We start from the raw sequence: 25,901 nt of genomic DNA, 5'->3' as shown, positions 1-25,901 counted from the left end.
ACGACGATGACGACGAACACCTACGGCGGTTATACCGTCGACCAGCTGCGCGAGTTCATCCGCCACCACTACGACGCGGAGCATGGCGGCGACAACATCGACGAGCTCACGAACGACAGTTCGGCGAGCGTCAAGATCGTGCGCGACCTGCTCGACGCCATCGAGCCACAGCAAGACGGCGACCTGCTGCGCCCGATCGCGCGTTGGGTGTACAACGCGGTCCGCGTGAATCTCGACCTGCTGCATGGTATCTGTAGCGAGTTCGGTTGCCCGCAGGGCGAAGACGTCGCGACGTGGCTGCGCGACCACCTCTCCAACGCAAAGAGCCCCGCTCCCGAACAGGCAAGCGAGGCGGCGCAACAGCGGCCGGGAATGGACAGTACCCTTATGGAGGTTGTCCCGGCCGCCGAGTGCATTGTCGGCGCGCGCGCCCGCGGCAGCAATGGGACGAGTTCGAAAGTGAGCCGCGCTCATGCGCTGACGGATGCCGAAATCTGGCGCATGTGGTGTTCGATCGACCATAACGTCAGCACGACGCGGCCGATTCTGTTCGCGCGCATGCTTCTCGCCGCACCCCCTGTCGAGCAGCCAACAACGCTGACTGCGCAGGAAGCATTGGCGGCGATCGAAACGTTCGAGATCGTCGGCGAGAGCAACGATTCGCGGGAGCCGAACGACGATGATCGCTTCCTCCTGCACGAGTTCATCGCGCATGCGTTTGGCGGCTACCCTGTCGAGCAGCACGAAGCAGCGCCGGCCGATGAACTCATCCAGCTGACGGACGAGGAAAAGGAACGTCGCCGGCAGTGGGTCAGGGAATGGTGGGCTCGCCGTGATGCGTCGCAGCCCGAACCGCCAGCGGCAGACGAGCGGGCGGCCATCGACGCAGTTGACGCTGTGCTGAAAGCGAACGCCGTGTTCTTCGGCCGCGAGAAACTGCGTCAGATCGTTGAAGCAGTCCGCGCCTCGTCGCCCAATGCGGCGGGGGCGGAAGGGGCGAAGGCCCAAACGTCGCGGATAAAAGCGATCATCGATGCGATCGAGGGCGAATGCGATGGTCTTGCAATTGACGAAAACCAAGCCGTTCGAATCCTGTTTTACCTCGACAGCACATCGCCGAACGGCATCGTCCGCGCCCCTCGCACTGATGTGGCGGGAGCGGTGCCGGAGGGGTGGAAGCTGATGCCGGTCGATCCGACGGTCGAAATGCTGACCTTCGTCTACGATCCAGGCGCGGACGATACTCCGTCGGAGCGCTATGCGGCATTGCTCGCCGCCGCCCCGCAACCTCCCTCCGCAGATGCAGCGGCAGCGCCGGCAGACGTGCAGGCGGTGGAAGCGGTGGCGATCGGCGAACACGACATGAGCACGAGTGATGGTGGGCGCGGCTATATCGCCGAGTTCTTCGCGACGCGGCTGCGCCGGCACGACTTCGGCCGCTACATCAACGAGAGTTTGGCCGCTGATTTCGCGTGCGCACTGGCTCAGTACTTGCGCGGTCAGGACGCCACCACTCCCGCCCCGGCATCCGCGCGGCCGACCGATGACGAACTGTGGGACCAAACGCTGCGCGAGCGTGATGAGTATGAAGAGACAGCCAACAAGCTTGCCGCAGCCATTGCCAAGCATTTCGGCGTGGACATCGGCGAGCACTCGAACGCGAACTGCCCGTGGGACGAAGCGCTGGAGGTGATCGAGAACGCCGCCCCGGCATCCACCATCCCCGAGATCGATCCGCCGCAATCAGGCGGCAATAAGGGCAAGCTGCCGGCACTCGCTCGCACGCGTGAAGGCCACAACCTCTACTCGCTCGGATATAACCGCGGGCTCAAGAAAGGCCGCAATGAGGTCGCCCCGGCATCCGCTCCTGTCGGGCTAACTGACGGGCAGCGAAAAGCCATTGAGTGGGCTATCGGTATGGCATCGCAGCACAATATTCACCATTCGCTACTCCGCGCTCTTCTCAAAGGGGACAAGCAATGAACGACCACCACTGCTCCGCATATCGGCCCGGCGGGTTGTGCCCGAACGGCTTTCCTCAGAACGCAGCGTGCATGGGGTTCACCTGCCACGCCTGCGGCCGGCCTACGGCCGCCGTGCCGCCTTGCATGCGTGATGAGGTTCCGCCGCACCTGATCGATGAGGCTGGCCGCATGAAGTTTGCAGTTACGGGAGCCAAGCATGAGTAAGACGCTGACCGAAGCGCAGATCAACCGGCGCTGGGTCGAAATCCTGATCGATACCTTGAGCCTGGAAAAACCGACGACGATTGGCCCCAACGACGCATCGTGTTTCGTGAACGCGCTGCGCGGCATCCTCGCCACCCAGCAGCCGGAGCCGCGAGCCTCGGTTGGCGTAATCACGGCAGCAATCGCCGTGATCGAGGCTGACCGTGCGCATGCCCTTACCGACGACCACATCGACGCGCTCGACGTCGCCGTAAAGATTCAGCATGGGATGTTCAAGGTGCCGGAGCCAAGAGACGCAATCACGCGCTCAAAGCGAGTCCTCGCCCTCGTCGACGAGTATCACGAGCACCCGACGCGCGACACGCGGGCCGCACTTCGACACGTGCTGATGGACGAGTTTCAGCCGGAGCCGCGAGACGAGGTGACGGACGACGTCCAACAGGAGGCAATGCGCTGGCGCGCGCTGATGAAAAACGGTGAGCCGGAGGTATTGGTGGAACGCACGCAGCGCCGCGTGATTCAACGTACGCAACCCGTCGTGTTCTCCAGCCCGAACCTCACAGGGCCGGATCGTCTCGACACACCGTCCGAGATGTGGGTCAAGAGATACGTGATGTTCGCATGGTGGGCGCGCGAGAACGAGCATCGCAAGTTCATCGAGGCCATCGACGCGATCAGCGCGGGTGAAATCCAATGAAGCAGACCGACGTCGAAGTGTTCGAGATCCGCGCGTCCGGACTGCCCAATCACCTGCGCGAGAAGCTGTATCCGGAGCTGACGCCGCGCTGCTCGGCCTGCGACGGAACAGGGGACGTTCACGACGCGAGCGGCCAGTGGTGCGGTGCGTGCACGGCTTGCATCGTGGCAGGAGAGGCACCATGAGTAAGTACCAGAAGCTCGACGCGCTGATCGTCGCGTCGATCGACGAATCGCCGAAGAAGTTTGCAGCGGTCAATACCGGCGCAGTGCGCGAGGAAAGCGAGCGCCTCGCGCGCGAAGAATGTCGGCCGACCACCTTCGGTGAAGTCGTGGCCTGGCGAATCGTCGACCGGCGCCTTCAGGCGGCGCGCAAGTCCGGAAAGATCCGCTCGACGTCGAAAGGATGGGTGAAATCCTAGAATTTACAGCTCGAAGACACGGAACACCAAAGCATCAGCACTACGAAGAAGACGAGCGACGCGATCGGCGGGGCGACGACCCAAACGATCAGGCCTAGACCGAGCCAGTCCTTGATCGTCTTTCTCTTTTTGGGCTCATCGCGATTCATGTCGTCTCGGCTTGGTCACGCGTATCGAGTCAACCACTCTTCGGAAAACTGCTTCGCATAGGCAACCGCTTCGGCTTCCGTGTCGAATTCGCCGAGTTTCCGAAACGCCGCCTCGCGGCTGAATCCCACTTTCGTCACTTCGACCTGCGCGGCGAACTTGCCGTCGTCGGTCGGGCGTGGCGTGCAGTTCATCTCGTACCCACGCATCAGGAAAACCGTCTTCATCTGGTGCTCGCTGGAAGAATCCGGAGGAATCGTAGCATGTCGACCTCGACACACAACCTGTGGACGACCGCCGAGGCGCGCCTGCTCGCCCGCCTCTATCCGTCCCCCATCCCGTCAAGGGCTCTGTACGCAGCGTTTCCGCGTCATTCGCGTAAGTCAGTCCAGACCTTTGCCACCAGGGTGCTCAAGCTCAAGCGCGCGCAGCGCGACTACAGGTCGCGCGCGACGCCGGCGTGGGACAGGATGCGCGCCATTCTCGAGCGGGAGCCCCAGTCGGTGCGCGAGCTGGTGAAGCGCTGCGGCGTCTCGCAGCAACGCGTCAGCGAGCTACTGACGATTCACCGCACCGAAGTGCATATCGTCGACTGGATTCCTCCGGTCGGCCGCGCTCAGTGGCGGGCGGTCTGGGCTGTCGGCACCGGGCCCGATGTGCCGTGCCCGGCCGCTATCAAGACCGAAGCTGCTCGCGCGGCACGCAGCGCCATGAAGCGCAATCCGTTCCTCGCCGCGGCAGGTCTCGTAACGATCCCCGCCGGCGAGCGCGGCCGCGTCTTTCAGCAGCCCATGGACGTCAACAACGAGGAGCTTGCGGCATGAGCACCCGAACCATCATCGAGATGAACCACGACTTCCTGCTTCGACTGTTGGTCGATCCCGTCTCCTTCGCCGACACACTGCGCTCGGCCTGCTTTGACCACCAAGCCGAGCTGAACGACGACAACGGCCGCGGGCGCCCGCTCGACCTTGGTGGAGGCATCCGCATTATCTACCGCCGTCACCACAGCGAAGACGCGCGCTTCGTCACCAAATACGTGGACATCGACCTATGAGCGAGAACAGCAAGATTGAATGGACGGACCACACGTTCAATCCGTTCATCGGCTGCACGAAGGTATCGCCTGGCTGCGACCACTGCTACGCCGAGCACATGATGGACACGCGGCTGCACAAGGTCGTCTGGGGGCCGCACGGCGAGCGTGTCCGCACGTCGGACGCGACGTGGCGCGAGCCGATCCGCTGGAATGCGCGGCACGATCAGTTCTTCGCCGTGCACGGGCGCCGGCAGCGCGTGTTCTGCGCGTCGCTCGCGGACGTGTTCGACAACCAAGTCTCCGACGACTGGCGCGCCGACCTGTTCGACCTCATCACGGCCACGCCGAACCTTGACTGGCTGCTGCTCACGAAGCGGATCGGCAACGTCGCTGCGATGGTCCCGTATGACTGGACGTGTCCGCGCCGCAGATGGGCATCGAACGTGTGGCTCGGCGCAACGATCGTGAATCAGGCCGAGGCCGACCGCGACATCCCGAAGCTGCTCGCGGTGCCGGCGCGCGTGCGCTTCCTGTCGATGGAGCCGCTGCTCGGGCCGGTCGACCTCACCTCGATCCCGTGGGGCGGTCATCGCGTGAGCGTCCTGCAGGGCTGGACCAGTCCTGAACACGGCCTGCACTGGGTGATAGTCGGCGGCGAAAGCGGCCCCAGCGCGCGGCCGATGCATCCCAACTGGGCGCGCGAGCTGCGTAACCAGTGCGCGGCTGCCGGTGTCCCGTTCCTATTCAAGCAGTGGGGCGAATGGATCGACCATGATCAGCCAGGAGTTGACATGCTCGGCACAGCTGATTCCGCCCTTCACCCATGGCCCGACGGCAAGCATTCCGTTCGCCTTGGCAAGCGCGCCGCCGGCCGCCACCTCGACGGCCGCGCGCACGACGAATTCCCGGAGGCACGATGAAATCCGAATTCAAAATCCAGCGGCCCGACGACGTGCCGATGACGCTCACCATGACGATGACGCTCGGCGAGTGGAAGAAGCTGCAGGAGCAGCTCGCGACCACCTACCCGTCGTGGAAGTTGTCGACAAACATCCGCGAGATGGTGCGCCTCGCGACGACGACGTTCGCAGAAACGAAGGAGCTCGACCTGTGACGGAACGCCCGATCCTTTTCAGCAGCCCGATGGTGCGGGCCATCCTCGAAGGCCGGAAGACGCAGACGCGTCGCATCATCAAGCTGCCGCACAACAACCCGCTCGGTGCATGGGAACCGACGACCGCCGGCGGCGGCGCCGTGAAGTATGTCGGCGGAACACCCGCGCCAGAGTTGGCTGCGATCTGGCACACGCGCACCGGTGATTGTTACGTCTGCCCGCATGGCGACGTCGGCGATCGGCTGTGGGTTCGCGAAACGCATGAGGTGCGCCGCATCGGTACCGAAACGTGCGAGGGTGGCCGGCCGGCGCGCCGTTATGCCGGCATCGCGTACCAGGCCGACGACGGCCGCGCCGAAGTCGACATTGATCTCAACACGTTCCAGGCGCTTGACGCCAAGGAATCGCGCGGCTGGACACCGTCCATCCACATGCCGCGCTGGGCGTCGCGCATCACGCTCGAGATCACCGGTGTGCACGCCGAGCGCCTGCAATCAATCAGCGAGTCAGACGCCCGCGCCGAAGGCGTGACGATTGCCGACCACCACATGCGCGGGTACTGCGCTGGCGCCTATCGGCCGCCGAGCATTCGCGCGTTTCATGACCTGTGGGACAGCCTGAACGCCGCGCGTGGGCATGGCTGGGACATGAACCCGTGGGTCTGGGTCGTGGAATTTCGAAGGATCGAACGATGAGCATCTACCTCACCACGCCGGAGCTGGCCGAGCTGGTTGGCTGCAAGCCGCGTAGCCACGCCTGCATGAAACGCTGGCTCGAGCGCAACCACTGGCCGTTTGCGGTCAACATCGCCGGCGTGCCGCTCGTCGCGCGCGAGTATTACGACGCCCGCATGAACGGCACCGCACCCGCAACGCCCGCGCGCCGGCACCGCGCCGCCGCGTCGGAAGAACCGAACTTCGCCGCACTGTAATCATGATCGGACGACGCAAACGACCGGATGGGCTGCCCTTCCGGCTCTACGCCCACTACGGGAAACACAAGGTCAGCTTCGGCTACAAACTGCCGAACGGCCGCTGGGCGTTCCGCCTGTCGGCGCCGGCCCATAACAAGGAAGCGCTCGCCGAGATCCGCAAGCAGGCGATCGAGCGCGCGGAGGCGCTCAACGGGAACGCGATCGAACCCGGTACGGTCGAGGCGCTCGTCGCGCGGTACTTCGAATGGCAGGATGGATTGCCGCACACCGACGAGCGCCGCAAGGCCCAGTCCACCCTGGACGAGAACCGCGTCGAGTCGAAGCGCCTGGTCAAGGTCTTTGGGAAGATGGCGCCGGCTGCCATCAAGCCGAAGCACGTCTACGGCTACCTCGACAAACGTGCGCAGCTCGGCGCGCCGGCGAAGGCGAACAAAGAAATCGCCCTCCTGTCCGCGATCCTCGAATACGGCCGGCGCCGCGGCGAGCTCGAAACGAACCCGTGCCGCGGCATCGAGTACAACCCGACGCGGCCGCGCCAGCGGTACGTCCGGCAGGACGAGATCGATCTCGCCGTCGAAGTTGCGCGGTCGCGCCGAAGCGTTGGTGACCAGCACCCGAGTTCGGCGTACCTGATCCTCGCGCTATGCGTGAAGGCAGCGTACCTGACCGTCAGCCGGCCGACCGAGATGCGCGAGCTCCACCGTCAAAGTATTCGGCCCGATGGCGTCGAAGTGCCGATCGGCAAGCGCAAAGCCGGCGAGCAGCAGCGCGTGAAGCTCGTGCTGTGGTCACCCGAGCTGAAGGCAGTGATCGACGAGGCGCTCGCCCTGCAGCGAACGTCTAGCGTTCACGTATTCGGCAACACTGCCGGCCAGGTGTATACGCGCAGCGGCTGGAACACGAACTGGTCGCGCCTGATGGGCTACTGCGAGAAAGAAGCGCAGGCGCGCGGTGTGCCGTTCGAGCGGTTCGCGCTGCGCGACATGCGCCCGGCGGCCGTGACAGATCGCCAAGAGGAAGGCGACGATCGCATCATCGACGCGACTGGGCACGTAGATGAACGAATGGTGCGGAAGACATACGACCGCCGGCGGCAAAGAAAGGTGCGCGCCACACGGTGATGCACTATTTGACGAGCCGCAGGTGCGGACGCCCCGCGGGCCCTGCCGTCCTCACCGTGGATTCATCGGGGTGCGGCGCAGCGTTCGCGAGGAAGTGCCGTTTCGCGTCGGCAACCAAGCCCTCCAATATGTCGAGATAATGCTTCGCGACCTCCTCGACTGATCGCACTCCGACCTCGCCAAATTTCTTGTCATCGAGTCCGACGAAATATTGCTTCCACGAACCGATATCGCCGGGGAGCTCCACGTAATATGGCTCGGTCGACCCGTCCGCTAGACGCACAGTCCAACCGGAGCCGCCGGTAGCATCGAACATGAAAAAGGCCTCGGCGCCCCCCGGTTTCGGAAATCTCGCTAGGTCGTCCGTGCTGAAGCTTTTCAGGTGGCCGAATCCGGCAACCCCGAGTTTGCCCTCCTTCAGGATTTCGTTCCGCACAGAATTCATGTGTTTGCAGACGGGATCTTTCGACATTGCCTCCTGCTTCGGCAAATACCACTCGTCGAATTCCGTCTTCCCGACGATGCCTCGCAAGTTTTGCAGGGCGTATGACACTGACCGGCCGAAGACTACGAAATTGCGCAAGCCCACCATGCGGCGCGCTTGATCGTCTCCAATCAAATCCGAATACCCGTAGCGCGCAGTAACAAGCGTGTCTTCTGTTTGCTTCAGTACAACGCCGATGTCATCAATCAGTGCCATGGCTGTTTCCCCGGTTGTCGCAACACATGTGCGGCCGCAATGCAAAAAGCCCGCTCTTCGGCGGGCCTTTCTTTGATCATCTTCCAAGTTTTGGAATCTCATCTTCCAAAACTTGTAACACGTCAGCGTGATCTTGCTGCAAGTGCTTGAATTTGTTGGGGTGGCTGATGGGACTCGAACCCACGACGACAGGAATCACAATCCTGGACTCTACCAACTGAGCTACAGCCACCACTGATACTGCTTGCTTCGTTTCGCTGTTTTGTTTCAGCAGCGAAGAACAAGATTATACGAAGTCTTTTGAATCTTGCAAAGCATTTTTTTCAAAAATTTCTTCGGCCGCGTTCAGATGCGCACGCGCCTCGTCGAACACCGCCAGATCGCCGCGTGCGAGCTTCTTGTTGTCGGACAGCACGCGACGCCAGCCGCGCGCGCCCGGCATGCCGCGATACAGCCCGAGCGCGTGCCGCACGATCGCGCCGAGGTAGGTGCCGCGCTTCAGCTCGGCCGCGCAATACGCGATCAATTGCGCCTCGGCCTCTTCGCGCGTCGGCACCGCCGAGGTCGCTCCGTAGAAGCGCGCATCGACCTCCGCCAGCACGTACGGGTTGTGATAGGCCTCGCGGCCGAGCATCACACCATCGACGTGCTCGAGATGCCGCGCAACCTCATCGAGCGTCGTGATGCCGCCGTTGATCACGATCTCCAGCGACGGAAAATCGCGCTTCAACCGATACGCATAGTCGTACTTGAGCGGCGGGATCTCGCGATTCTCCTTCGGCGACAGCCCTTTCAGGATCGCGTTGCGCGCATGCACGACGAACGTTTCGCACCCGGCCTCGGCCACCGTGCCGACGAAGTCGCGCACGAACGCGTAGTCCTCGACCGCGTCGACGCCGATCCGGTGCTTGACCGTCACCGGCACCGACACTGCATCGCGCATCGCCTTCACGCAGTCGGCGACGAGCGACGGCTCGTTCATCAGGCACGCACCGAACGCGCCACGCTGCACGCGCTCGGACGGGCATCCGCAGTTCAGGTTGATCTCGTCGTAGCCCCACTGCTCGCCGAGCTTCGCCGCGCGCGCGAGATCGTCCCGCTCGCTGCCACCCAGTTGCAGCGCGACCGGCGATTCGCTCGGCGTGAACGCAAGATGCCGCTGGGCGTCGCCGAACAGCAGCGCGCCCGTCGTGATCATCTCCGTATACAGCCACGTATTGCGCGTCAGCGTGCGGTGGAACGACCTGCAATGGCGGTCGGTCCAGTCGAGCATCGGCGCGACGGATACGCGGCGGGTAGGAAGCGAGGGTGGAACGGACATGGAATTCGGGTACAGGCCAGACGGCACGGAACAACCCGACATTTTACCGCAAGACCGGCCCTGCCCGCCCGACACGCGCACTACCGGCCGCCCAATTCAGCATCGACCGCGCGGCGCGCCTCGTCGAACACGCGCTCGATCACGCGCCGTTCGGTGAGCAGCATCCCGTCGATCTTGACCAGCCGCCAGTCGATCCGCACGGCATCGCCCTGCAGCACGCGATAGTGCGCCCGCTCGCCGTCCCAGACCTGCTCGGTCTTCACCTCGATCTCGAAGCCGCGGTACGGCTCGCTGAAATCGCCGAGGTCGCTCCCTCTCGGTTCCATCGCACGCTCCGTGGTGATGCCGCGCCAAGCCGCCCGCGCGGCCGGCGCCGCGCGCTCAATCGTATTCGTCGGACAAAAACGACCGGCCATCGGCCGTCAGATCGACCCGGTCGGCCGTCGCCTGATAGATCAGCCCGTCATTCAGCAACGCGTAGACGACGTCGTCGAACGCGGCGGGAACCGGCCGGCTGTCGCCGAACTGGTCGATCCATTTCAGCGCCTCGATGGCTTCGGGGGAAAGGATGGGGGTCATGCGTTGGCCTCCGGCATCGGTGTCGTTCCATCCTAGCACTTCGCCCGGAAGCCGAATACCGTGGCAAACGCGCCGCGCGAAATGCAATGCGGCGCCGGCGGGCACGCTGCCCGGCGGCGCCGCACCGAGGCGCGACCCGCGCGCTCAGAGACGCGCGATCGAGACTTCCGTCGACTTCACGAGCGCGACGACTTCGGCGCCGACCTTCAGTTCGAGTTCGTCCACCGAACGGGTGGTGATCACCGACGTGACGATGCCGAACGGCGTCTCGACGTCGACTTCGGAGACCACGGAACCGCGGATGATCTCCTTGACCTTGCCCTTGAACTGGTTACGTACGTTGATTGCAGTGATGCTCATCGGGATGATCGCTCCGAAGAAAAAAGTCTCAGAACGGGCGGCCGAAGCCGCCCGGAATTAAACGGCCCAGCGGATCTGCCCGACCGGTCGAACCTCGTCTGCTTCATGCGCCGCGTCGTGCTCGCCCGCGCCGGGGCCGCCGGCGAGCACGCGTTTCAGCACGCGGTCCTCCAGCGCCGCGAAGGCGGCCGACGCGCGGGCGCGCGGCCGGTCGAGCGGCACCGACTGGTCGAGCGCCACTCGCCCCTGCTCGATCAACAGGATGCGGTCGCCGAGTGCGACGGCCTCCTGCACGTCGTGCGTGACGAGCAGCGCGGTGAACCGGTGTTCGCGCCACAGGCGCTCGATCAGCGCATGCATCTCGATGCGGGTAAGCGCGTCCAGCGCGCCGAGCGGCTCGTCGAGCAACAGCAGTTGCGGCCGGTGCACGAGCGCGCGTGCCAGTGCGACGCGCTGCCGCTGGCCGCCTGACAGTTGCGCGGGCCAGTCGTTCGCGCGTTCCAGCAGCCCGACTTCGTCGAGCACCGCGCGGGCCTGGTCGCGCGCGCCGCGGCCGAGCCCCAGCATCACGTTCTGGAGCACGGTCTTCCACGGCAGCAGGCGCGCATCCTGGTACATGATTCGCGTATCGAGCGCGCCGCCGCCCTCGCCGCGCGTCACGAGCGCGCCGCTGCTCGGTTGCTCGAGCCCCGCGACGAGACGCAGCAGCGTCGATTTCCCGCAGCCGCTGCGGCCGACGATCGCGACGAAGCTGCCGCGCGCGATGCCGAGCTCAACGTTGTCGAGCACCGTGCGGGCGCCGAAGCGCTTGCTGACGCCCGACAGCGTGACCGCGTCGTCGGGAGCCGGGCTGCCCGGGCGCCGCCGTGCCAGCGGCACGACCGATGCGCTGCCGTCGCGTTCGAGGACCGCCGCATCGCGCGCGTCGCCATCCGCGACGCGGGCCTGCGCGAGCTCGGCCTCGAGGTCTGCGCCGGCGAGCGGGCCGTAGGCGGCCGCCGAAGTCGTCGCATTCATGCCTTTGCTCCTGATTGATAGGCGGGGTGCCAGCGCAGCGTCACGCGCTCGATCGATTTCGCCAGCACATCGGCCAGCTTGCCGAGCACCGCGTACAGCAGGATGCCGACCACCACCACGTCGGTTTGCAGGAATTCACGCGCGTTCATCGTCATGTAGCCGATGCCCGACTGCGCGGAGATCGTTTCCGCGACGATCAGCATCACCCACATCAGTCCGAGCGCGAAACGCACGCCGACGAGGATCGACGGCAACGCGCCGGGCAGGATCACGTCGCGGTACAGCGCGAAGCCGCGCACGCCGTAGCTCTTCGCCATCTCGATCAGGTTCGCGTCGACCGAGCGGATCCCGTGATACGTATTGATGTAGACGGGGAAGAACACGCCGAGCGCGACGAGGAACAGTTTCGCCTTCTCGTCGATGCCGAACCACAGGATCACGAGCGGAATCATCGCGAGCGCCGGAATGTTGCGGATCATCTGGATCGTCGAGTCGAGCGCGACCTCGGCCGCTTTCGACAGCCCGGTCGCGAGCCCCAGCGCGAGGCCGACGCCGCCGCCGATCGCGAAGCCGAACAGCGCGCGCCACGTACTCACTTTCACGTTCGCCCACATTTCGCCCGACGTCACGAGCGACCACGCCGCGCGCACGACCGCCACCGGCTCGGGCAGCACGCGGGTCGACAGCCACCCGGTGCGCGCACCGACTTCCCATACCACCAGCAACGCGAGCGGCACGAGCCACGGCGCGACGCCGCGCCACGCGCGGGCGGCCACGGCGACGCCCGTCGTCGAGGTTTTCGTTGTCATCGCAGGCCTCCGTCGCTCAGCTCTGGCTCGTCTTCGGCAGATAGTTGTTGCCGACGATCTCGCCGAACGGCCCCGACAGCGGGCCGGCCGCTCTCTCCACGCCCTTGCCCTTGATCAGCGGGAACACGAGCTCGGCGAAGCGATACGACTCCTCGAGGTGCGGATAGCCGGACAGGATGAACGTCTCGATGCCGAGATCCGCGTATTCGCGCATGCGTTCCGCGACCTGCTCGGGATTGCCGACGAGCGCCGTGCCGGCGCCGCCGCGCACGAGCCCCACGCCGGCCCACAGGTTCGGATAGACCTCGAGCGTCTCGCGGCCGCCGCGCTTGCCGCCGTGCAGCGCGGCCATCCGGCGCTGGCCTTCCGAATCCATGTTCGCGAACGCCTTCTGCGCACGTGCGATCGTGTCGTCGTCGAGCCGGCTGATCAGCCGCTCGGCGTCACGCCATGCTTCGTCCTCGGTCTCGCGCACGATCACGTGCAGGCGGATGCCGAACTTGATCTTGCGGCCGCGCGCGTCGGCACGGGCACGGATGTCGGCGATCTTCTTCGCGACGGCCTCGGGCGGCTCGCCCCAGGTCAGGTAGGTATCGATGTGATCGGCGGCGATCGCGTGGGCGGCCGGCGACGAGCCGCCGAACCACAGCGGCGGATGCGGGCGCTGCACGGGCGGGTAAAGCGCCTTGCCGCCTTTCGACTGCAGGTGCTTGCCGATGTAGTCGAACCCGCCGTTGTCGTGCGACGCGGCAAGCAGCCCGCGCCAGATGTTCAGGAAATCGTCGGTAATCTCGTAGCGCGTGTCGTGATCGGCGAAGAGACCATCGCCTTCGAGCTCGGCCGCATCGCCGCCCGTGACGACGTTGATCAGCAGGCGGCCGCCCGACAGGCGGTCGAACGTCGCCGCCATCCGCGCCGCGAGCCCCGGCGAAGCGATGCCGGGGCGCACGGCGACCAGGAACTTCAGGCGCTGCGTCGCGGGAATGAGGCTCGACGCGACGACCCACGCATCCTCGCAGGAACGGCCGGTCGGCAGCAGCACGCCGTCGTAGCCGAGCGTGTCCGCCGCCACGGCGACCTGCTTGAAGTAATCGTAGTCCGCGGCGCGCGCGCCTTCGGCCGTGCCGAGATAGCGGCTGTCGCCATGCGTGGGGATAAACCAGAACACATTCATCTGCTGCTCCTGCTTGACTGTCACTGCCGAAATTTGAAAAAAACATCGCCCTGCTCGCGTCGCGGATGAGCGACGCATGCATGGTGTGCATTCGAATCGGGATGGCTCGCCGGTCACGCCGTGCAGCGGACGAGGACGCGATCGCACGGCTGTTTCTGGGAAATCAGTCTAGGGATCGGTACCAGGCTTTGGAACGATTTTTTTGAGCTTAGGTTTTCCGCTTTCGTGATTAGCACGACGCTGGAGCGAATATCGCCGCGGCCGGGCCCTATAATGGCGCACCTATCCGAATAACTCCGCGCGCCCGGCCCCGGCCGTGCGCGCCTGCGGTGCACTCATCGATGCAGAAAGTCATCCTGCCCTTCCTGTCCGGCTTCCTGGCCGCCCTGTTCTTCCGCGAGGCCACGCTCGCCCTTCTCCACACGGCCGACCTGATCGCCGCAACCGGCTTCTCGACACAGCCGTTCGCGCCGCTCGGCATTCCTGAATTTGTCGCGAACGCACTGATCAGCGCGTGCTGCGCGATTCCGATGGCGTGGCTGTTGCGCGTCTCGCCCGAGCGCGAAGCATCGTGGATCGGCGCGCTGGTGTTCGGCGGTATCGTGCTGACGGCCGCCCGCGTGTTCGCGATCGATCCGCTGCGCGGCATCTGGCCGTCGGGCAACATGCTGCCCGTGCTGGCGGCCGGCTTCGCGGCGAATGCGGTGTGGGGCTTCGGCGCGCTCGTGTTCATGCGCGCGTTCATGTCGGACGACGCGGGCGACGAATAACGCCGGCGCGCGCGACGCGTCCTTCGGGACCAGCCGACTTCCATGACAAAGGCCGCGTGCATCTGCACGCGGCCTTTGCGTTTCCGTGTCGCGCGTCGGTCGGCCGCGCGCGCCAGCCCGATCGGCGTCAGTCCTTCAGCTTGCGCAGCGGATGAGTGTCGGGCGTCCACGGACTGTCGAACATCGCGAGCACGTCGGCGCGCGCGACGTCGGCGGCCGACTTGAAGCGCCACACCGGCTGGTGATCCTTGTCGACGATCAGCGCGCGCACGCCTTCGATCACGTCGCCGTGCGGGAAGGTCGAGCGCGTGAGGTCGAGATCGCGCCGCAGGCAATCGGCCATCGTCGCGCCGCGCGCGCGTTCGACGACTTCGAGCGACACGGCCATCGACAGCGGCGACAACTGCTCGCGCATCGCATGGGTCGCCTTCTCGATCCACCCGTCGACCGCCGCGCAATCGGCCTCGGCGTCGAGCGACGCGAGGATCGCGTCGAGGGCGGGTTGCGCGAAATGCCGGTCGATCCCGGCGCGCGCATCGGCAAGCGCCGACGTGTCGGGCGTCGGCACGACCTTGTGCGCGGCAGCCGCGTCGGTCACGCACGCGACGGCGTGCGCGCCGGTGTCGATGCGCGCGCCGCGCAGCGTGTCGAGCAGCGCCGGCAGCGCGGCATCGGGCAGATAGACGTCCGCGAGTTGCGCGTACAGCGCGCCGGCCGCGTCGAGCGTCGCGCCGGTCACCGCGAGATAGCGGCCGATCGCGCCGGGCGTACGCGCGAGAAACCAGCTCATCCCGACGTCCGGGAACAGGCCGATGCGCGTTTCGGGCATCGCCATCTTCGTCGAATCGGTCACGACGCGCAGGCCGCCCGTGTGCCGCGCCGCCTGCGAGATCCCCATGCCGCCGCCCATCACGACACCGTGCATCAGCGCGATGTACGGCTTCGGGTACGTGAAGATCGCATGGTTCAGCGTGTATTCCTCGATGAAGAACGTGTCGACCGCGTCGCGGTCGCCGCGCTGCCACGCGTCGTGGAAGAAGCGCACGTCGCCGCCCGCGCAGAACGCGCGCGGATGCGGGCTGTGCACGACGACCGCGACGACGTCGGGATCGTCGCGCCACGCGTCGAGCGCCTGCTGCATCAGCCGGATCATGCCGACCGACAGCGCGTTCAGCGCCTTCGGACGGTTCAGTTCGAGAAAGCCGATGCGGTTCGCGACATACGCGCGCACGTCAGGCTGGGCGGATTCGGCGGAAACGGCGGCGGAAGTGGAATCGGTCATGAAAGTCGTCCGGCAAACGGCAGTCGCACGCTCAGTGCGCCTGCATCTTCGAGAACAGGTTCAGCACCACGACACCCGCGATGATCAGCCCGAGGCCGATCACCGCCGGCACGTCCGGCACCTGACGATAGAGCAGCATCGCGACGAGCGTGATCAGCACGATGCCGGCGCCCGACCAGACTGCATAGATGATGCCGACCGGCATCGTGCGCAACGTGAGCGACAGGCAGTAGAACGCGACGCCGTAACCGGCGACGACGAGCACCGACGGCCACAAGCGCGTGAAACCGTCCGCCGCGCGCAGCGCGGACGTGCCGATCACTTCCGCGACGATCGCGATCGCGAGCCATGCGTAGCCGGGCAATTGCATCGCTCAGCTCCTTGCGAGGGCCAGTACCGCGTAGTCGTGGCCGAGCTCGGCGCACAGCGCCTCGACGACGAACTCGTGATCCGCGCGCTGCGGCAGCCCGGACGCGGTGATCGAGCCGATCACGCCGGCGCCGGCGACGGTCAGCGGAAACGAGCCGCCGTGCGACGCATACTCGGCGACCGGCAATCCGTGCTTGTCCGCGAGCGTCGCGCCGGCCTGCTGCATGCGCAGGCCGATCGCGTACGAGCTGCGGCGAAAATGCGCGACGACGTTGCGCTTGCGGCGCACCCAGTCGGCGTTGTCGGGCGTGGCTCCGGCGAGCGCCGCGTAAAACAGCGGCTGGCCGAACGTGACGATGTCGATCGCGATCGCATGACCGCGCGACGTCGCGAGCGCATGCATCCGGTTGCCGAGCGCCCATGCGCGAGCCGGGTCGAAATGGGGAAACACGAGCGCCTGTTCCTGCGCGCCGATCGATTGCAGATCGTGAGCGATGTCCATGAATCCGTCGATGCAGTAAGGAGAGCCGCAACGGTGCCGATGCGATCGCGCAGGGCCGCTGCCGGGATGACGACACAAACCGCTCGATTCTAGCGCACGTGCCTGCCCGTACCGGCCCCACCAGCGCTCGCCATGCGATTGTCACAAAACACTTGCACGCATTCTGGATAGCCCCTATAATTCAATTCTTCGACGGACGCGGGGTGGAGCAGTCTGGCAGCTCGTCGGGCTCATAACCCGAAGGTCGTAGGTTCAAATCCTACCCCCGCAACCAACCGTCCAGAATTTCGCAGAAAGCCCGGCCTCGCGTCGGGCTTTTTGTTTTTGCGCGTCCGGGCGCCGCGCGCCCTTCGCTTGCGCACCCGCCGTTTCGCACGACACGCCGCCGCATGCGCAGGCGTTCAAGAATGCCGCGGCCCGGTGATACACTCGCATCACCTCGTCCCTTCCACTCGACATGAAATTCTGCTCCGTCTGCGGTCACGAAGTCCTCGCGCGCATTCCTCCGGGCGACAATCGTGAGCGCTTCGTCTGCGATCACTGCGGCACGATCCACTATCAGAATCCGCGCAACGTCGTCGGCACGGTGCCGGTCTGGGGCGACCAGATCCTGCTGTGCCGCCGCGCGATCGAACCGCGCTACGGATTCTGGACGCTGCCGGCCGGTTTCATGGAAATGGGCGAAACGACCGCGGAAGCCGCCGCGCGCGAAACCCTCGAGGAAGCCGGCGCGCGCGTCGAGGTGCAGAACCTGTTCACGCTGCTCAACGTGCCGCACGTGCACCAGGTCCACCTGTTCTACCTCGCACGGCTCACCGACCCGGGCTTCGAAGCCGGCGAGGAAAGCCTCGAGGTGAAACTGTTCGACGAAGCGGACATCCCGTGGGACGAGATCGCGTTCCCGACCGTCAGCCAGACCCTGCGCTTCTTCTTCGCCGATCGCGCCGCCGGCGACTACGGCGTGCACACCGGCGATATCTTCCGCTCGCTGCGCAACGGCTGAGCCGCGCCCCATGGTTCCCTGGCTCGGCCCGGACGATCCGTTCCCGCCCATCGAGCGCGCGCTCGGCCCCGCGACCGGTGCGCCCGGGCTGCTCGCCGCGAGCGCCGACCTGCTGCCGTCGCGCCTCATCGACGCCTACCTGCGCGGCATCTTCCCGTGGTACTCGGACGGCCAGCCGGTGCTGTGGTGGAGCCCCGACCCGCGCATGATCCTCGTGCCGGCCGAATTCAAGGTGTCGCCGTCGCTGCGCAAGACGCTCAAGCGCGTGCTGCGCGAGCCGGAATGGGAAGTGCGCGTCGATCACGACTTTCCCGGCGTGATGCGCGCCTGCGCGCAGGCGCCGCGCCGCGGGCAGCGCGGCACCTGGATCACCGCCGAGATCATCGACGCCTATACGTCGCTCTACCGCTCCGGCAACGCGCACAGCATCGAGACGTGGCACGACGGGCGCCGCGTCGGCGGCCTGTACGGCGTGTCGTTCGGCCGGATGTTTTTCGGCGAGTCGATGTATGCGGACGTGACCGACGCGTCGAAAATCGCGCTGGCCGCGCTCGTCGCGCACCTTCGCGAGCACGGGCTGGAAATGATAGACTGCCAGCAGAATACGTCGCATCTAGCGTCGCTCGGCGGCCGCGAGATCGCACGCAAGGCCTTTGTCGCTCACGTGCGCCGCGCGGTAGCCGAACCGCCGATTCCGTGGCACTTCGACAAGCGCGTGCTCGCCGCGCTGACGAGCCCCGCCGAAACGGCGGCGCCCACCGGGACCGAGCGCTAGCGCGGCACTCCTTCCCTGCATCGAGAGCTGCCCATGACTCATCCGACTGAGCTGCCGCTTTCACCGCTTTCGGCGCTGCAATTCTATGCAACGGCGCCCTATCCGTGCAGTTATCTGGACGGCCGCATCGCGCGCTCGCAAGTCGCGACGCCGAGCCACCTGATCAATTCCGACATCTACACCGAGCTCGTGAAGGCCGGCTTCCGCCGCTCGGGCGTGTTCACGTACCGCCCGTACTGCGACGGCTGCCGCGCATGCGTGCCGGTGCGCGTGCCGGTCGCCGCGTTCGCGCCGACGCGCACGCAGCGCCGGATGTGGAAACGGCATCGCGCGCTGGTCGCGACGGTGTCGCCGCTGCACTACGACGAAGAACACTACGCACTCTACATGCGCTACCAGTCCGCGCGCCATGCGGGCGGCGGCATGGACCGCGACAGCCGCGACCAGTACGAACAGTTCCTGCTTCAAAGCCGGATCAACTCGCGCCTCGTCGAATTCCGCGACCTCGACGCGCCGGGCGGCGAACCCGGCAAGCTGCGCATGGTCAGCATGATCGACATCCTCGGCGACGGCCTGTCGTCGGTCTATACGTTCTTCGAGCCCGACGACCGACACACGAGCTACGGCACCTACAACATCCTGTGGCAGATCGAGCAGGCGAAGAGCCTCGGGCTGCCCTACGTGTACCTCGGCTACTGGATCCGCGAGAGCCCGAAGATGGCCTACAAGGCGAACTTCCATCCGCTCGAAGGGCTGATCGACGGCCGCTGGAAGACGCTCGATCCGGAACGGATCGACCTGCCGCCCGTCGACGCGGCGTTGGCGCGCGCGCCGTTGCCGGGCGGGCATTCCGGGTCGAGCTGACGCGCGCCGCGGCGGCTACGAAGCGAAGCGCGCCCGTGCCGCGCAACTCCCGGTAAAATAGCGGGTTGTCATTCATTCCGGCCGTCCGCCCCATTCCCGTGTTCAGTTCCCTCTACCCGCTGGCCCGCGCATCCCTGTTCAAGATGGATGCGGAAGACGCTCACCACCTTACGCTGCGCGCGCTCGGCGCGGCCGGCCGTACGGGCCTCGCCTGCGCGCTGTCGGCGCGCGTGCCCGACGCGCCGCGTACCGTGATGGGGCTCACGTTCCGCAACCCGGTCGGCCTCGCGGCCGGCCTCGACAAGGACGGCGCGGCCATCGACGGCCTCGCGGCGCTCGGCTTCGGCTTCATCGAGGTCGGCACGGTCACGCCGCGCCCGCAGCCCGGCAATCCGCGCCCGCGGATGTTCCGGCTGCCGCAGGCCGAAGCGCTGATCAACCGGATGGGCTTCAACAACCACGGCGTCGACCAGTTCGTGAAGAACGTCCAGGCCGCCCGCTATCGCGGCGTCCTCGGCCTGAACATCGGCAAGAACGCCGACACGCCGATCGAGCGCGCCGCCGAGGATTACCTGTACTGCCTCGAGCGCGTGTATCCGTTCGCGAGCTACGTGACGATCAACATCTCGTCGCCGAACACGAAGAACCTGCGCCAGTTGCAAGGCGCGGGCGAGCTCGACGCGCTGCTCGCCGCGCTGAAGGACAAGCAGCAGCGCCTCGCCGACCTGCACGGCAAGCTCGTGCCGCTCGCACTGAAGATCGCGCCCGATCTCGACGACGAACAGGTCAAGGAAATCGGCGACACGCTGCTGCGCCACAAGATCGAAGCGGTCATCGCCACCAATACGACGCTGTCGCGCGCGGCCGTCCAGGGCCTGCCGCATGCGGACGAAGCCGGCGGCCTGTCGGGCCGCCCGGTGTTCGACGCATCGAACGAAGTGATCCGCAAGCTGCATGCGGAAGTCGGCAACGACGTGCCGATCATCGGCGTCGGCGGCATTTTCTCGGGCGAGGATGCCCGTGCGAAGCTGGCGGCCGGCGCGGCGCTCGTCCAGCTCTATACCGGCTTCATTTATCGCGGCCCGGCGCTCGTGTCGGAATGCGTGAAGGCGATCGCCAGCGAACGCAGCGCGTAATATAGCCATAAGCAAAGTATATTTAGCTATCGATAGCGTTTTTGCTATCATCGCCGTATGACGAAAACCATTGACCCCACCAGGGCAAGGACACACACGATGAAATTTCCGCTGTTGAAGAAGCTGCTGGTTGCCGGCGCGATCGGCATGTCGTTCGCCGCGGCAACCGCGCATGCGGCCGACCTCCTCGACCAGGTCAAACAACGCGGCACGCTGCGCGTCGGCCTCGAAGGCACGTTCCCGCCGTTCAACTCGAAGAGCCCGCAAGGCGACCTCGTCGGCTTCGACGTCGACATCGCGAAGGCCGTCGCGGCGAAGCTCGGCGTGAAGGCCGAATTCGTGACGACCGAATGGAGCGGCATCATCGCGGGCCTGCAGGCCGGCAAGTTCGACGTGATCGTCAACCAGGTCGGCATCACCGACAAGCGCAAGGAAACGCTCGACTTCTCGCCTGCGTACACGTACTCGTCCGCGCAGCTGATCCAGCGCAAGGACGACACGCGCGCGTTCAAGTCGCTGGAAGACCTGAAGGGCAAGAAGCTCGGCGTCGCGCTCGGCACGAACTACATGGACATGGCGAAATCGGTGCCGGGCATCGACGTGAAGACGTACCCGGGCGCGCCCGAGTACCTGCGCGATCTCGCGGCCGGGCGCCTCGACGCGGCGCTCAACGACCGCCTGATGCTCGCGTACCTGACGAAGAATTCGCAGCTGCCGCTGCGCCCGGGCGCGAACGTCGGTTCGGCGAACCCGTCGGGCATCCCGTTCAAGAAGGGCAACCCGAAGTTCCAGAAGGCGATCGACGACGCGATGGCGCAACTCGAAGCCGACGGCACGTTCACGAAGATCTCCGACAAGTGGTTCGGCATCGACGTGACGAAACCGATCAAGTAAGCACGCCTGCATTTCCCGCCTGACGGCGGGCCGGAAAGGGCGGCATCCGCAACGATGCCGCCCTTTGTTTTATCGGTCCGGTTTATGATTGCGCTTTCGCGCACGCATTCGCTTCGTATTCCATGTCGACAACGTCCCTGCTCGTCCAATCGCTGCCGGTGCTCGCCCAGGGTGCCGTGCTGACCGTCAAGTTCGCCGTGCTGTCGATGGTGTTCGGCCTGCTTGGCGCCGTCGTGCTCGCGATGATGGGCATCCGGCAGAGCGAAGCGCTCGACGGCTTCGAGCGCATCTGGGTGAACGCGCTCGCGTGGCTGGCGCGCGCGTACGTGAGCCTGATGCGCGGCACGCCGCTGCTCGTGCAGATCTTCGTCATCTATTACGGGCTGCCGAGCCTCGGCATCTCGCTCGATCCGACGCCGGCCGGCGTCATCGCGCTCTCCGCGAACGTCGCGGCCTACATGTCGGAAAGCATGCGCGGCGCGATCAACGGGATCGCGCGCGGCCAGTGGCTCGCCGCGTACAGCCTGGGGCTGTCGTGGGGGCAGACGCTGCGCTACGTGATCGGCCCGCAGGCGCTGCGCATCGCGGTACCGAGCCTGTCGAACAGCCTGATCAGCCTGATCAAGGACACGTCGCTCGTGTCCGTGATCACCGTGACCGAACTGCTGCGCAGCGCGCAGGAAGTGATCGCCGCGACCTATCAGCCGCTGCCGCTCTATCTCGCCGCCGCGGCCGTGTACTGGATCCTGTGCCAGATCCTCGAATGGGTGCAGCGCTGGTACGAAAAGCGCCTGTCGCTGCCGTCGCGGCACTGAGCCACGCGGTTGCACCGGGCCGGCGCTCGCCGGCCCGACGCCCGCTTTCCCGTCTTCTCGTCTATTCGCCCGAATAGCGCACGCCGAGCACGGCGCGCGCCGCATCGGTCATCGCGATCATCCGCCGCGAATGGTCGTGCGTCATGATCGGGCTTTCGGTCTCGCCCGCACGCAGCAGATCGCAGAAGTGCTCGGTTTCGTAGTTCAGCCCGCCGCCGTCGACCGGCGCATCGAGCTCGACGGTGCGCCCGTCCGCGTAGCGGATCGTCGCACGCGCGGGGTTCCACCACTTCTCGTGAATCGTCACGTGGCCGCCCGCCGCGGCGATCAGCGCGTCGCCGCGCCCCATCACGTCGAGACCGCAAAAGAGCTGCGCGATCCCGCCGTTCTCATGCACGCTGTTCAGGCTCGCGAACAGGTCGACGCCCGTCGCGCCGACGCGTCCGAGCGTCTGCACGTCGCGCGCCGCGCCGAGCCAGTCGACGGCAAGGAACGCCTCGTAGATGCCGATGTCGAGCAGCGCGCCGCCCGCGCGATCGAGCCGATAGACGGAATGCGCCTCCGGCACCGACGACGATGCGCAGCCCGCCCGCACGAGCCGGATCTCGCCGATCGGATCGTCACGCAGGTGCGCACGCAACTGACGGTACAGCGGGAAGAATGGCGGCTTCATCGCCTCCATGAAGAGCCGCCCGGCAGCGCGCGCCGCGTGCAGCACCGTGTCGAGTTGCGCGGCGTTCAGCGCGGCGGGCTTCTCGCACAGCACCGCCTTGCCGGCAGCCAGTGCGGCAAGCGTGTACTGCGCATGACTGTCATGGAGCGTCGCGATGTAGACCGCGTCGATATCGCTCGCGAGGAGCGCGTCGAGGCTGGCGGCAGGCGTGCCGCCGCATGTCTCGCAGAAGGCGGCCGTTGCGTCGGCGCGGCGGGCCCAGGCGCCGGCGAGCGTGGCGCCCGGCACGTGCGCGAGGCTTTGCGCGAAGCGGCGCGCGATGCTGCCTGCGCCGACGATGCCGAAGCGCACCGGGCGATGGTCGTTGTCGTTCATCCTGATCTTCCGTGTCGGTCGTATGGCGGTTGCCGGCACGCTGCCGGCCGTCATGATAAACGGCCCCGCGGCACACGGATGGACGACACGCGCGCCGTCAGGCCCGCACCGGCACGTCGACCGAGAAATCGCGCGAAATCTCGTCCGCGCTGAAATCGATCAGCGCGAGCGACGCCGCTTCGGCTTCGCGCGGGTCGCGCCGCTCGATCGCGTCGACGACGCGCGCATGCGCCTTCACCGCGATGTCGTGCGCGCCTTCCTTCTGCACGACGCGCGGATTCACGAGACGCACCGCCCCGCGCACGATCGCCGCCATCTGCTGGAAGAACTGGTTGCCGCTTGCCTGGACGATCCGCGTATGCAGCAACTCGTCCGCCGTGTCGTAGCCGGAATCGCCCGGTTGCAGCACCTTGAACGCATCGAACGCTTCGCGAATGGCCGCGATGTCGGCGGCCGTCGCACGCACGGCGGCCTGCGCGGTCGCGCGCGGTTCGATCAGCATCCGGAATTCGATGACGTCGCGCATGAACTGCGGATCGGGCTTTGCCCGAAAGCGCCAGCTCACGACGTCTTCGTCGATCATCCGCCAGTCGCGCATCGGCCGCACGCGCGTCCCGACTTTCGGACGCACGTCGAGCATGTCGCGCGCAAGCAACATCGACAACGCCTCCCGCATCACCGTGCGGCTCACGTCGAACTCTTTCGACAGCACGTCCTGCGGCGGCAAGATGCCGCCGTACTTGTCCTCGACGATACCCGAGACAAGCCCATCCATCACTTTGGCGACCAGTGACCGGTCTTTGCCCTGCTCCATGACACCTCCCCGTGCGTCGATTTGCGAACACCTGCTCCGCAGTTCCGCCGGCCCTGGTTACTACTCTGTTCTTATGATCTATAAGTTGATGAGTTCGACGATATTTCGCTATCTGGTAAACACCTGACAGGGTTATCCCTCTTTTGAACGAGGTGATTTATACGGCTAAAAAAAAAGCCCGGGAAGCGCGTCGCGCCTGCCGGACCCCGGTTTCCACAAGATTTAACTATGCAATCCGTGACGACCGATACCGCGCCGTTACGGACTGCTTCTCATTCAGTTTCAGCCAGCCGGATAAGCGATCGTTTCAACGCCGTTTTCCGTGCCGAGCAAGCACAGATTCGCGCCGCGCTCGGCGAACAGGCCGACCGTCACGACGCCCGGCCATGCGTTCACCTGTGCCTCGAAACCGCGCGGATCGGCGATCTGCAGGCCCTTCACGTCGATGATCTCGTTGCCGTTGTCGGTGATGTAGGGTGCGCCGTCCTTCGTCACGCGCAGCACGGGCACGCCGCCGAGCGCGGTCACGCGCCGGCCGATCGCCGTGCGCGCCATCGGCACGACCTCGATCGGCAGCGGGAACGCGCCGAGCACCGGCACGCGCTTGCTGGCGTCCGCAATGCAGACGAACGTGTCGGCCACCGACGCGACGATCTTCTCGCGCGTCAGCGCGCCGCCGCCGCCCTTGATCATCGCGCCGCCGGCGTCGATCTCGTCGGCGCCGTCGACGTACACCTGCAGCGAGTCGATCTCGTTCAGGTCGAACACCTTGATGCCGTGCGATTTCAGGCGTTCGGTCGTGGCGACCGAGCTCGACACGGCGCCGCGATAGCGCGACTTGACGGCCGCGAGCGCGTCGATGAAGCAGTTGGCGGTCGAGCCGGTGCCGACACCGATCACGGCGCCTTCCGGCACGTTCTGGATCACGTAATCGGCGGCGGCCTGGCCGACGAGGCGTTTGAGTTCGTCTTGAGTCATGGCGTGGTAATGCTGCGGGATTGCTGAAAACCGCCAGTTTACCGGAGTCGGCGGACGCCCCCGCGTTTTTCGGCGTGCAATGCGCCGCGCATTCAGCGCGTGTCGGCCACCGGAGCGGGGACCGCCGTTTGCGCGCCGGGGAAGTACTTGTCGAGCAGCGCCTGCGCGATCGCGTCGCTTTCCGCGTCCGGGTCGCCCGCGTAGTCGGACGGCCGGAAATGCATCTGGAACGCCGCGAACACGCGCCGCGTGCGCGTGTCGAGCACGCCGTCGGTCGGCACGTCGTAGCCGTAGCGCGCGAGCTTGAGCTGCAGTTCGCGCACGTCGACCGGCGCGTGCGGGTCGCGGCCGCCGAGCCGCGCGGCGACGGTGGCGTCGTCCGGCCACGCGCCGATGCCGGCTTGCGCGAGCACATGCCACGGGAACAGCGGCCCGGGATCGATCTTGCGTTGCGGCGCGATGTCGCTGTGCCCGACCACGCGCGTCGGCGCAATCCCGTAGCGCGCGACGATATCCTTCGACAGGCGGATCAGCGCGTCGACCTGTTCGGGCGGATACGGCTGCCAGGTGCGCTGCTGCGGGTCGAGCGGGCCGCGGTTCACGTTTTCGATGCCGATCGACACCGCGTTCAGCTCGGTCGTGCCCTGCCACTCGCTGACGCCCGCGTGCCATGCACGCCGCGCTTCCGGAACGAGCTGGTGGACGACGGGCATCCCGCGCTCGGTGGGCGGCCGCGGCGGAACGACGTAGTGCACGCTGACCGAATCGCCGGTCAACGTGCGCAAGGATTTCGTCTCGTCGCTTTCGGTGTAGTGCATCACGAGAAAGCGAATCCGCGAATCGGCGCCGCGCGCGTGCAGGCTCGTGTCGGCGTAGTAGGTGCCGCGCTCGACGAGCGACGGCGACGTGCAGGCCGCCAGCAGGCCGAGCACGGCGCAGGAGATGCCGGCACGAAACAGGGTCATCGGTCGCGGGTTCCGGAGAGCCGCGTGCCGCCTTGCATCGGGGCACGCGTCGCTTGGGTGATTC

The 25,901-nt window shown here is 66.1% G+C and carries 34 protein-coding genes and 2 tRNA genes; 19 read left to right on the top strand and 17 right to left on the bottom strand.

The annotated features are described in order from the left end of the window. Positions 1–6: 6 nt before the first annotated feature. The 4 genes from WS64_RS06250 to WS64_RS06235 all read left to right on the top strand — a co-directional run bounded on the left by WS64_RS06250 (position 7) and on the right by WS64_RS06235 (position 3,307). Positions 7–1,983, top strand: a complete 1,977-nt coding sequence (locus tag WS64_RS06250; RefSeq protein ID WP_155720395.1) for a hypothetical protein — start codon at positions 7–9, stop codon at positions 1,981–1,983. Positions 1,984–2,181: 198 nt separating this feature from the next. Then, positions 2,182–2,886 carry a hypothetical protein gene (locus WS64_RS35065; RefSeq protein WP_060966006.1) on the top strand — a complete coding sequence of 235 codons (705 nt, stop codon included), beginning with the start codon at positions 2,182–2,184 and terminating at the stop codon, positions 2,884–2,886. Continuing rightward, complete coding sequence (locus WS64_RS06240; RefSeq protein ID WP_060966005.1) at positions 2,883–3,071, top strand: hypothetical protein; 189 nt, start codon at positions 2,883–2,885, stop codon at positions 3,069–3,071. The genes WS64_RS35065 and WS64_RS06240 overlap by 4 nt, the downstream gene beginning before the upstream one ends. After that, positions 3,068–3,307 (top strand): hypothetical protein, encoded by a 240-nt coding sequence (locus tag WS64_RS06235; RefSeq protein WP_060966004.1) that lies wholly within the window; start codon positions 3,068–3,070, stop codon positions 3,305–3,307. Before WS64_RS06240 ends, WS64_RS06235 begins: the two co-directional genes overlap by 4 nt. Positions 3,308–3,471: 164 nt before the next feature. On the opposite strand, the gene WS64_RS06230 is transcribed toward WS64_RS06235, so the two are convergent. Next, on the bottom strand, positions 3,472–3,681 hold the full coding sequence (locus WS64_RS06230; protein ID WP_023474754.1) for a hypothetical protein: 210 nt from the start codon (positions 3,679–3,681) through the stop codon (positions 3,472–3,474). Between the two features lie 36 nt (positions 3,682–3,717). Between WS64_RS06230 and WS64_RS06225 the strand changes: the two genes are divergently transcribed. From WS64_RS06225 to WS64_RS06195, 7 genes are read left to right on the top strand one after another with little or no spacing between them, the layout of a single operon-like run. Beyond that, positions 3,718–4,278, top strand: coding sequence for a hypothetical protein (locus WS64_RS06225; protein WP_060966003.1), 561 nt, complete (start codon positions 3,718–3,720; stop codon positions 4,276–4,278). Beyond that, on the top strand, positions 4,275–4,511 hold the full coding sequence (locus tag WS64_RS06220; protein WP_060966002.1) for a hypothetical protein: 237 nt from the start codon (positions 4,275–4,277) through the stop codon (positions 4,509–4,511). The genes WS64_RS06225 and WS64_RS06220 overlap by 4 nt, the downstream gene beginning before the upstream one ends. Then, positions 4,508–5,413, top strand: coding sequence for a phage Gp37/Gp68 family protein (locus WS64_RS06215; protein ID WP_060966001.1), 906 nt, complete (start codon positions 4,508–4,510; stop codon positions 5,411–5,413). The genes WS64_RS06220 and WS64_RS06215 overlap by 4 nt, the downstream gene beginning before the upstream one ends. Next, positions 5,410–5,607, top strand: a complete 198-nt coding sequence (locus WS64_RS06210; protein WP_034201656.1) for a hypothetical protein — start codon at positions 5,410–5,412, stop codon at positions 5,605–5,607. Before WS64_RS06215 ends, WS64_RS06210 begins: the two co-directional genes overlap by 4 nt. Then, positions 5,604–6,302 (top strand): hypothetical protein, encoded by a 699-nt coding sequence (locus WS64_RS06205; protein ID WP_060966000.1) that lies wholly within the window; start codon positions 5,604–5,606, stop codon positions 6,300–6,302. The genes WS64_RS06210 and WS64_RS06205 overlap by 4 nt, the downstream gene beginning before the upstream one ends. Continuing rightward, on the top strand, positions 6,299–6,538 hold the full coding sequence (locus WS64_RS06200) for a DUF4224 domain-containing protein (RefSeq protein ID WP_060965999.1): 240 nt from the start codon (positions 6,299–6,301) through the stop codon (positions 6,536–6,538). Before WS64_RS06205 ends, WS64_RS06200 begins: the two co-directional genes overlap by 4 nt. A gap of 2 nt (positions 6,539–6,540) precedes the next feature. Continuing rightward, positions 6,541–7,662: a site-specific integrase gene (locus tag WS64_RS06195; RefSeq protein ID WP_060965998.1), complete on the top strand. Its 1,122-nt coding sequence runs from the start codon at positions 6,541–6,543 to the stop codon at positions 7,660–7,662. Positions 7,663–7,666: 4 nt separating this feature from the next. On the opposite strand, the gene WS64_RS06190 is transcribed toward WS64_RS06195, so the two are convergent. From WS64_RS06190 to ssuD, 9 genes are all read right to left on the bottom strand, one after another. Next, on the bottom strand, positions 7,667–8,362 hold the full coding sequence (locus WS64_RS06190; protein ID WP_060965997.1) for a hypothetical protein: 696 nt from the start codon (positions 8,360–8,362) through the stop codon (positions 7,667–7,669). 156 nt (positions 8,363–8,518) lie between these two features. Then, positions 8,519–8,594: transfer RNA gene (locus WS64_RS06185), tRNA-His, on the bottom strand. A 54-nt stretch (positions 8,595–8,648) separates the two neighbouring features. Next, positions 8,649–9,635: a tRNA dihydrouridine(20/20a) synthase DusA gene (dusA, locus tag WS64_RS06180; RefSeq protein ID WP_060965996.1), complete on the bottom strand. Its 987-nt coding sequence runs from the start codon at positions 9,633–9,635 to the stop codon at positions 8,649–8,651. 128 nt (positions 9,636–9,763) lie between these two features. Then, positions 9,764–10,009, bottom strand: coding sequence for a hypothetical protein (locus WS64_RS06175; RefSeq protein WP_059584304.1), 246 nt, complete (start codon positions 10,007–10,009; stop codon positions 9,764–9,766). A 55-nt stretch (positions 10,010–10,064) separates the two neighbouring features. Continuing rightward, on the bottom strand, positions 10,065–10,262 hold the full coding sequence (locus tag WS64_RS06170) for a hypothetical protein (protein WP_006484168.1): 198 nt from the start codon (positions 10,260–10,262) through the stop codon (positions 10,065–10,067). 144 nt (positions 10,263–10,406) lie between these two features. Next, positions 10,407–10,622: a TOBE domain-containing protein gene (locus WS64_RS06165; protein ID WP_006476104.1), complete on the bottom strand. Its 216-nt coding sequence runs from the start codon at positions 10,620–10,622 to the stop codon at positions 10,407–10,409. Positions 10,623–10,679: 57 nt separating this feature from the next. Continuing rightward, positions 10,680–11,639 (bottom strand): ATP-binding cassette domain-containing protein, encoded by a 960-nt coding sequence (locus tag WS64_RS06160; protein WP_060965995.1) that lies wholly within the window; start codon positions 11,637–11,639, stop codon positions 10,680–10,682. Next, positions 11,636–12,448, bottom strand: coding sequence for an aliphatic sulfonate ABC transporter permease SsuC (gene ssuC, locus WS64_RS06155; protein WP_059584307.1), 813 nt, complete (start codon positions 12,446–12,448; stop codon positions 11,636–11,638). Before ssuC ends, WS64_RS06160 begins: the two co-directional genes overlap by 4 nt. Positions 12,449–12,464: 16 nt before the next feature. Next, on the bottom strand, positions 12,465–13,622 hold the full coding sequence (gene ssuD / locus WS64_RS06150) for an FMNH2-dependent alkanesulfonate monooxygenase (RefSeq protein WP_059638768.1): 1,158 nt from the start codon (positions 13,620–13,622) through the stop codon (positions 12,465–12,467). A gap of 341 nt (positions 13,623–13,963) precedes the next feature. On the opposite strand from ssuD, the gene WS64_RS06145 reads away from it, so the two are divergent. Beyond that, entirely contained in the window at positions 13,964–14,392 is a 429-nt protein-coding gene (locus WS64_RS06145) for a hypothetical protein (protein ID WP_059584310.1), read from the top strand. A gap of 127 nt (positions 14,393–14,519) precedes the next feature. Here the strand turns inward: WS64_RS06145 and WS64_RS06140 are convergent, their stop codons facing one another. From WS64_RS06140 to WS64_RS06130, 3 genes are read right to left on the bottom strand one after another with little or no spacing between them, the layout of a single operon-like run. Beyond that, entirely contained in the window at positions 14,520–15,674 is a 1,155-nt protein-coding gene (locus WS64_RS06140; RefSeq protein ID WP_060965994.1) for an enoyl-CoA hydratase/isomerase family protein, read from the bottom strand. A 31-nt stretch (positions 15,675–15,705) separates the two neighbouring features. After that, entirely contained in the window at positions 15,706–16,038 is a 333-nt protein-coding gene (locus WS64_RS06135) for a DMT family transporter (protein WP_371090929.1), read from the bottom strand. 9 nt (positions 16,039–16,047) lie between these two features. After that, positions 16,048–16,545: a heme-degrading domain-containing protein gene (locus tag WS64_RS06130; RefSeq protein ID WP_006476110.1), complete on the bottom strand. Its 498-nt coding sequence runs from the start codon at positions 16,543–16,545 to the stop codon at positions 16,048–16,050. A gap of 197 nt (positions 16,546–16,742) precedes the next feature. On the opposite strand from WS64_RS06130, the gene WS64_RS06125 reads away from it, so the two are divergent. The 7 genes from WS64_RS06125 to WS64_RS06095 all read left to right on the top strand — a co-directional run bounded on the left by WS64_RS06125 (position 16,743) and on the right by WS64_RS06095 (position 22,032). Continuing rightward, positions 16,743–16,819 (top strand) — tRNA-Met (locus WS64_RS06125). 183 nt (positions 16,820–17,002) lie between these two features. After that, positions 17,003–17,548 (top strand): NUDIX hydrolase, encoded by a 546-nt coding sequence (locus WS64_RS06120; protein WP_006476111.1) that lies wholly within the window; start codon positions 17,003–17,005, stop codon positions 17,546–17,548. A 10-nt stretch (positions 17,549–17,558) separates the two neighbouring features. Beyond that, positions 17,559–18,323 (top strand): leucyl/phenylalanyl-tRNA--protein transferase, encoded by a 765-nt coding sequence (gene aat, locus WS64_RS06115; RefSeq protein WP_060965993.1) that lies wholly within the window; start codon positions 17,559–17,561, stop codon positions 18,321–18,323. Positions 18,324–18,356: 33 nt separating this feature from the next. Next, positions 18,357–19,187 carry an arginyltransferase gene (locus WS64_RS06110; RefSeq protein WP_060965992.1) on the top strand — a complete coding sequence of 277 codons (831 nt, stop codon included), beginning with the start codon at positions 18,357–18,359 and terminating at the stop codon, positions 19,185–19,187. A gap of 98 nt (positions 19,188–19,285) precedes the next feature. Then, a complete protein-coding gene (locus WS64_RS06105; protein WP_081059091.1) occupies positions 19,286–20,323 on the top strand; it encodes a quinone-dependent dihydroorotate dehydrogenase in 1,038 nt (345 codons plus the stop codon). A 99-nt stretch (positions 20,324–20,422) separates the two neighbouring features. Continuing rightward, positions 20,423–21,217, top strand: a complete 795-nt coding sequence (locus WS64_RS06100) for a cystine ABC transporter substrate-binding protein (protein ID WP_060965991.1) — start codon at positions 20,423–20,425, stop codon at positions 21,215–21,217. A gap of 122 nt (positions 21,218–21,339) precedes the next feature. Then, positions 21,340–22,032 (top strand): amino acid ABC transporter permease, encoded by a 693-nt coding sequence (locus tag WS64_RS06095; protein ID WP_006484207.1) that lies wholly within the window; start codon positions 21,340–21,342, stop codon positions 22,030–22,032. A gap of 61 nt (positions 22,033–22,093) precedes the next feature. Here WS64_RS06095 and WS64_RS06090 read toward each other — a convergent pair whose 3' ends face one another. From WS64_RS06090 to WS64_RS06075, 4 genes are all read right to left on the bottom strand, one after another. Next, on the bottom strand, positions 22,094–23,080 hold the full coding sequence (locus tag WS64_RS06090) for a Gfo/Idh/MocA family protein (RefSeq protein WP_059584320.1): 987 nt from the start codon (positions 23,078–23,080) through the stop codon (positions 22,094–22,096). Positions 23,081–23,177: 97 nt separating this feature from the next. Next, complete coding sequence (locus WS64_RS06085; protein ID WP_059638776.1) at positions 23,178–23,894, bottom strand: FadR/GntR family transcriptional regulator; 717 nt, start codon at positions 23,892–23,894, stop codon at positions 23,178–23,180. 282 nt (positions 23,895–24,176) lie between these two features. Next, the gene (gene rpiA, locus WS64_RS06080; protein ID WP_059584323.1) at positions 24,177–24,872 is read right to left on the bottom strand and encodes a ribose-5-phosphate isomerase RpiA; all 696 of its coding nucleotides are present in this window, start codon (positions 24,870–24,872) and stop codon (positions 24,177–24,179) included. A gap of 92 nt (positions 24,873–24,964) precedes the next feature. Beyond that, positions 24,965–25,837, bottom strand: a complete 873-nt coding sequence (locus WS64_RS06075; protein WP_060965990.1) for an N-acetylmuramoyl-L-alanine amidase — start codon at positions 25,835–25,837, stop codon at positions 24,965–24,967. Positions 25,838–25,901: the final 64 nt, after the last annotated feature.

The sequence above is a fragment of the Burkholderia anthina genome, from assembly GCF_001547525.1.
Lineage (GTDB): Bacteria > Pseudomonadota > Gammaproteobacteria > Burkholderiales > Burkholderiaceae > Burkholderia > Burkholderia semiarida.
This window is presented reverse-complemented; position numbering and strand designations above follow the sequence as displayed.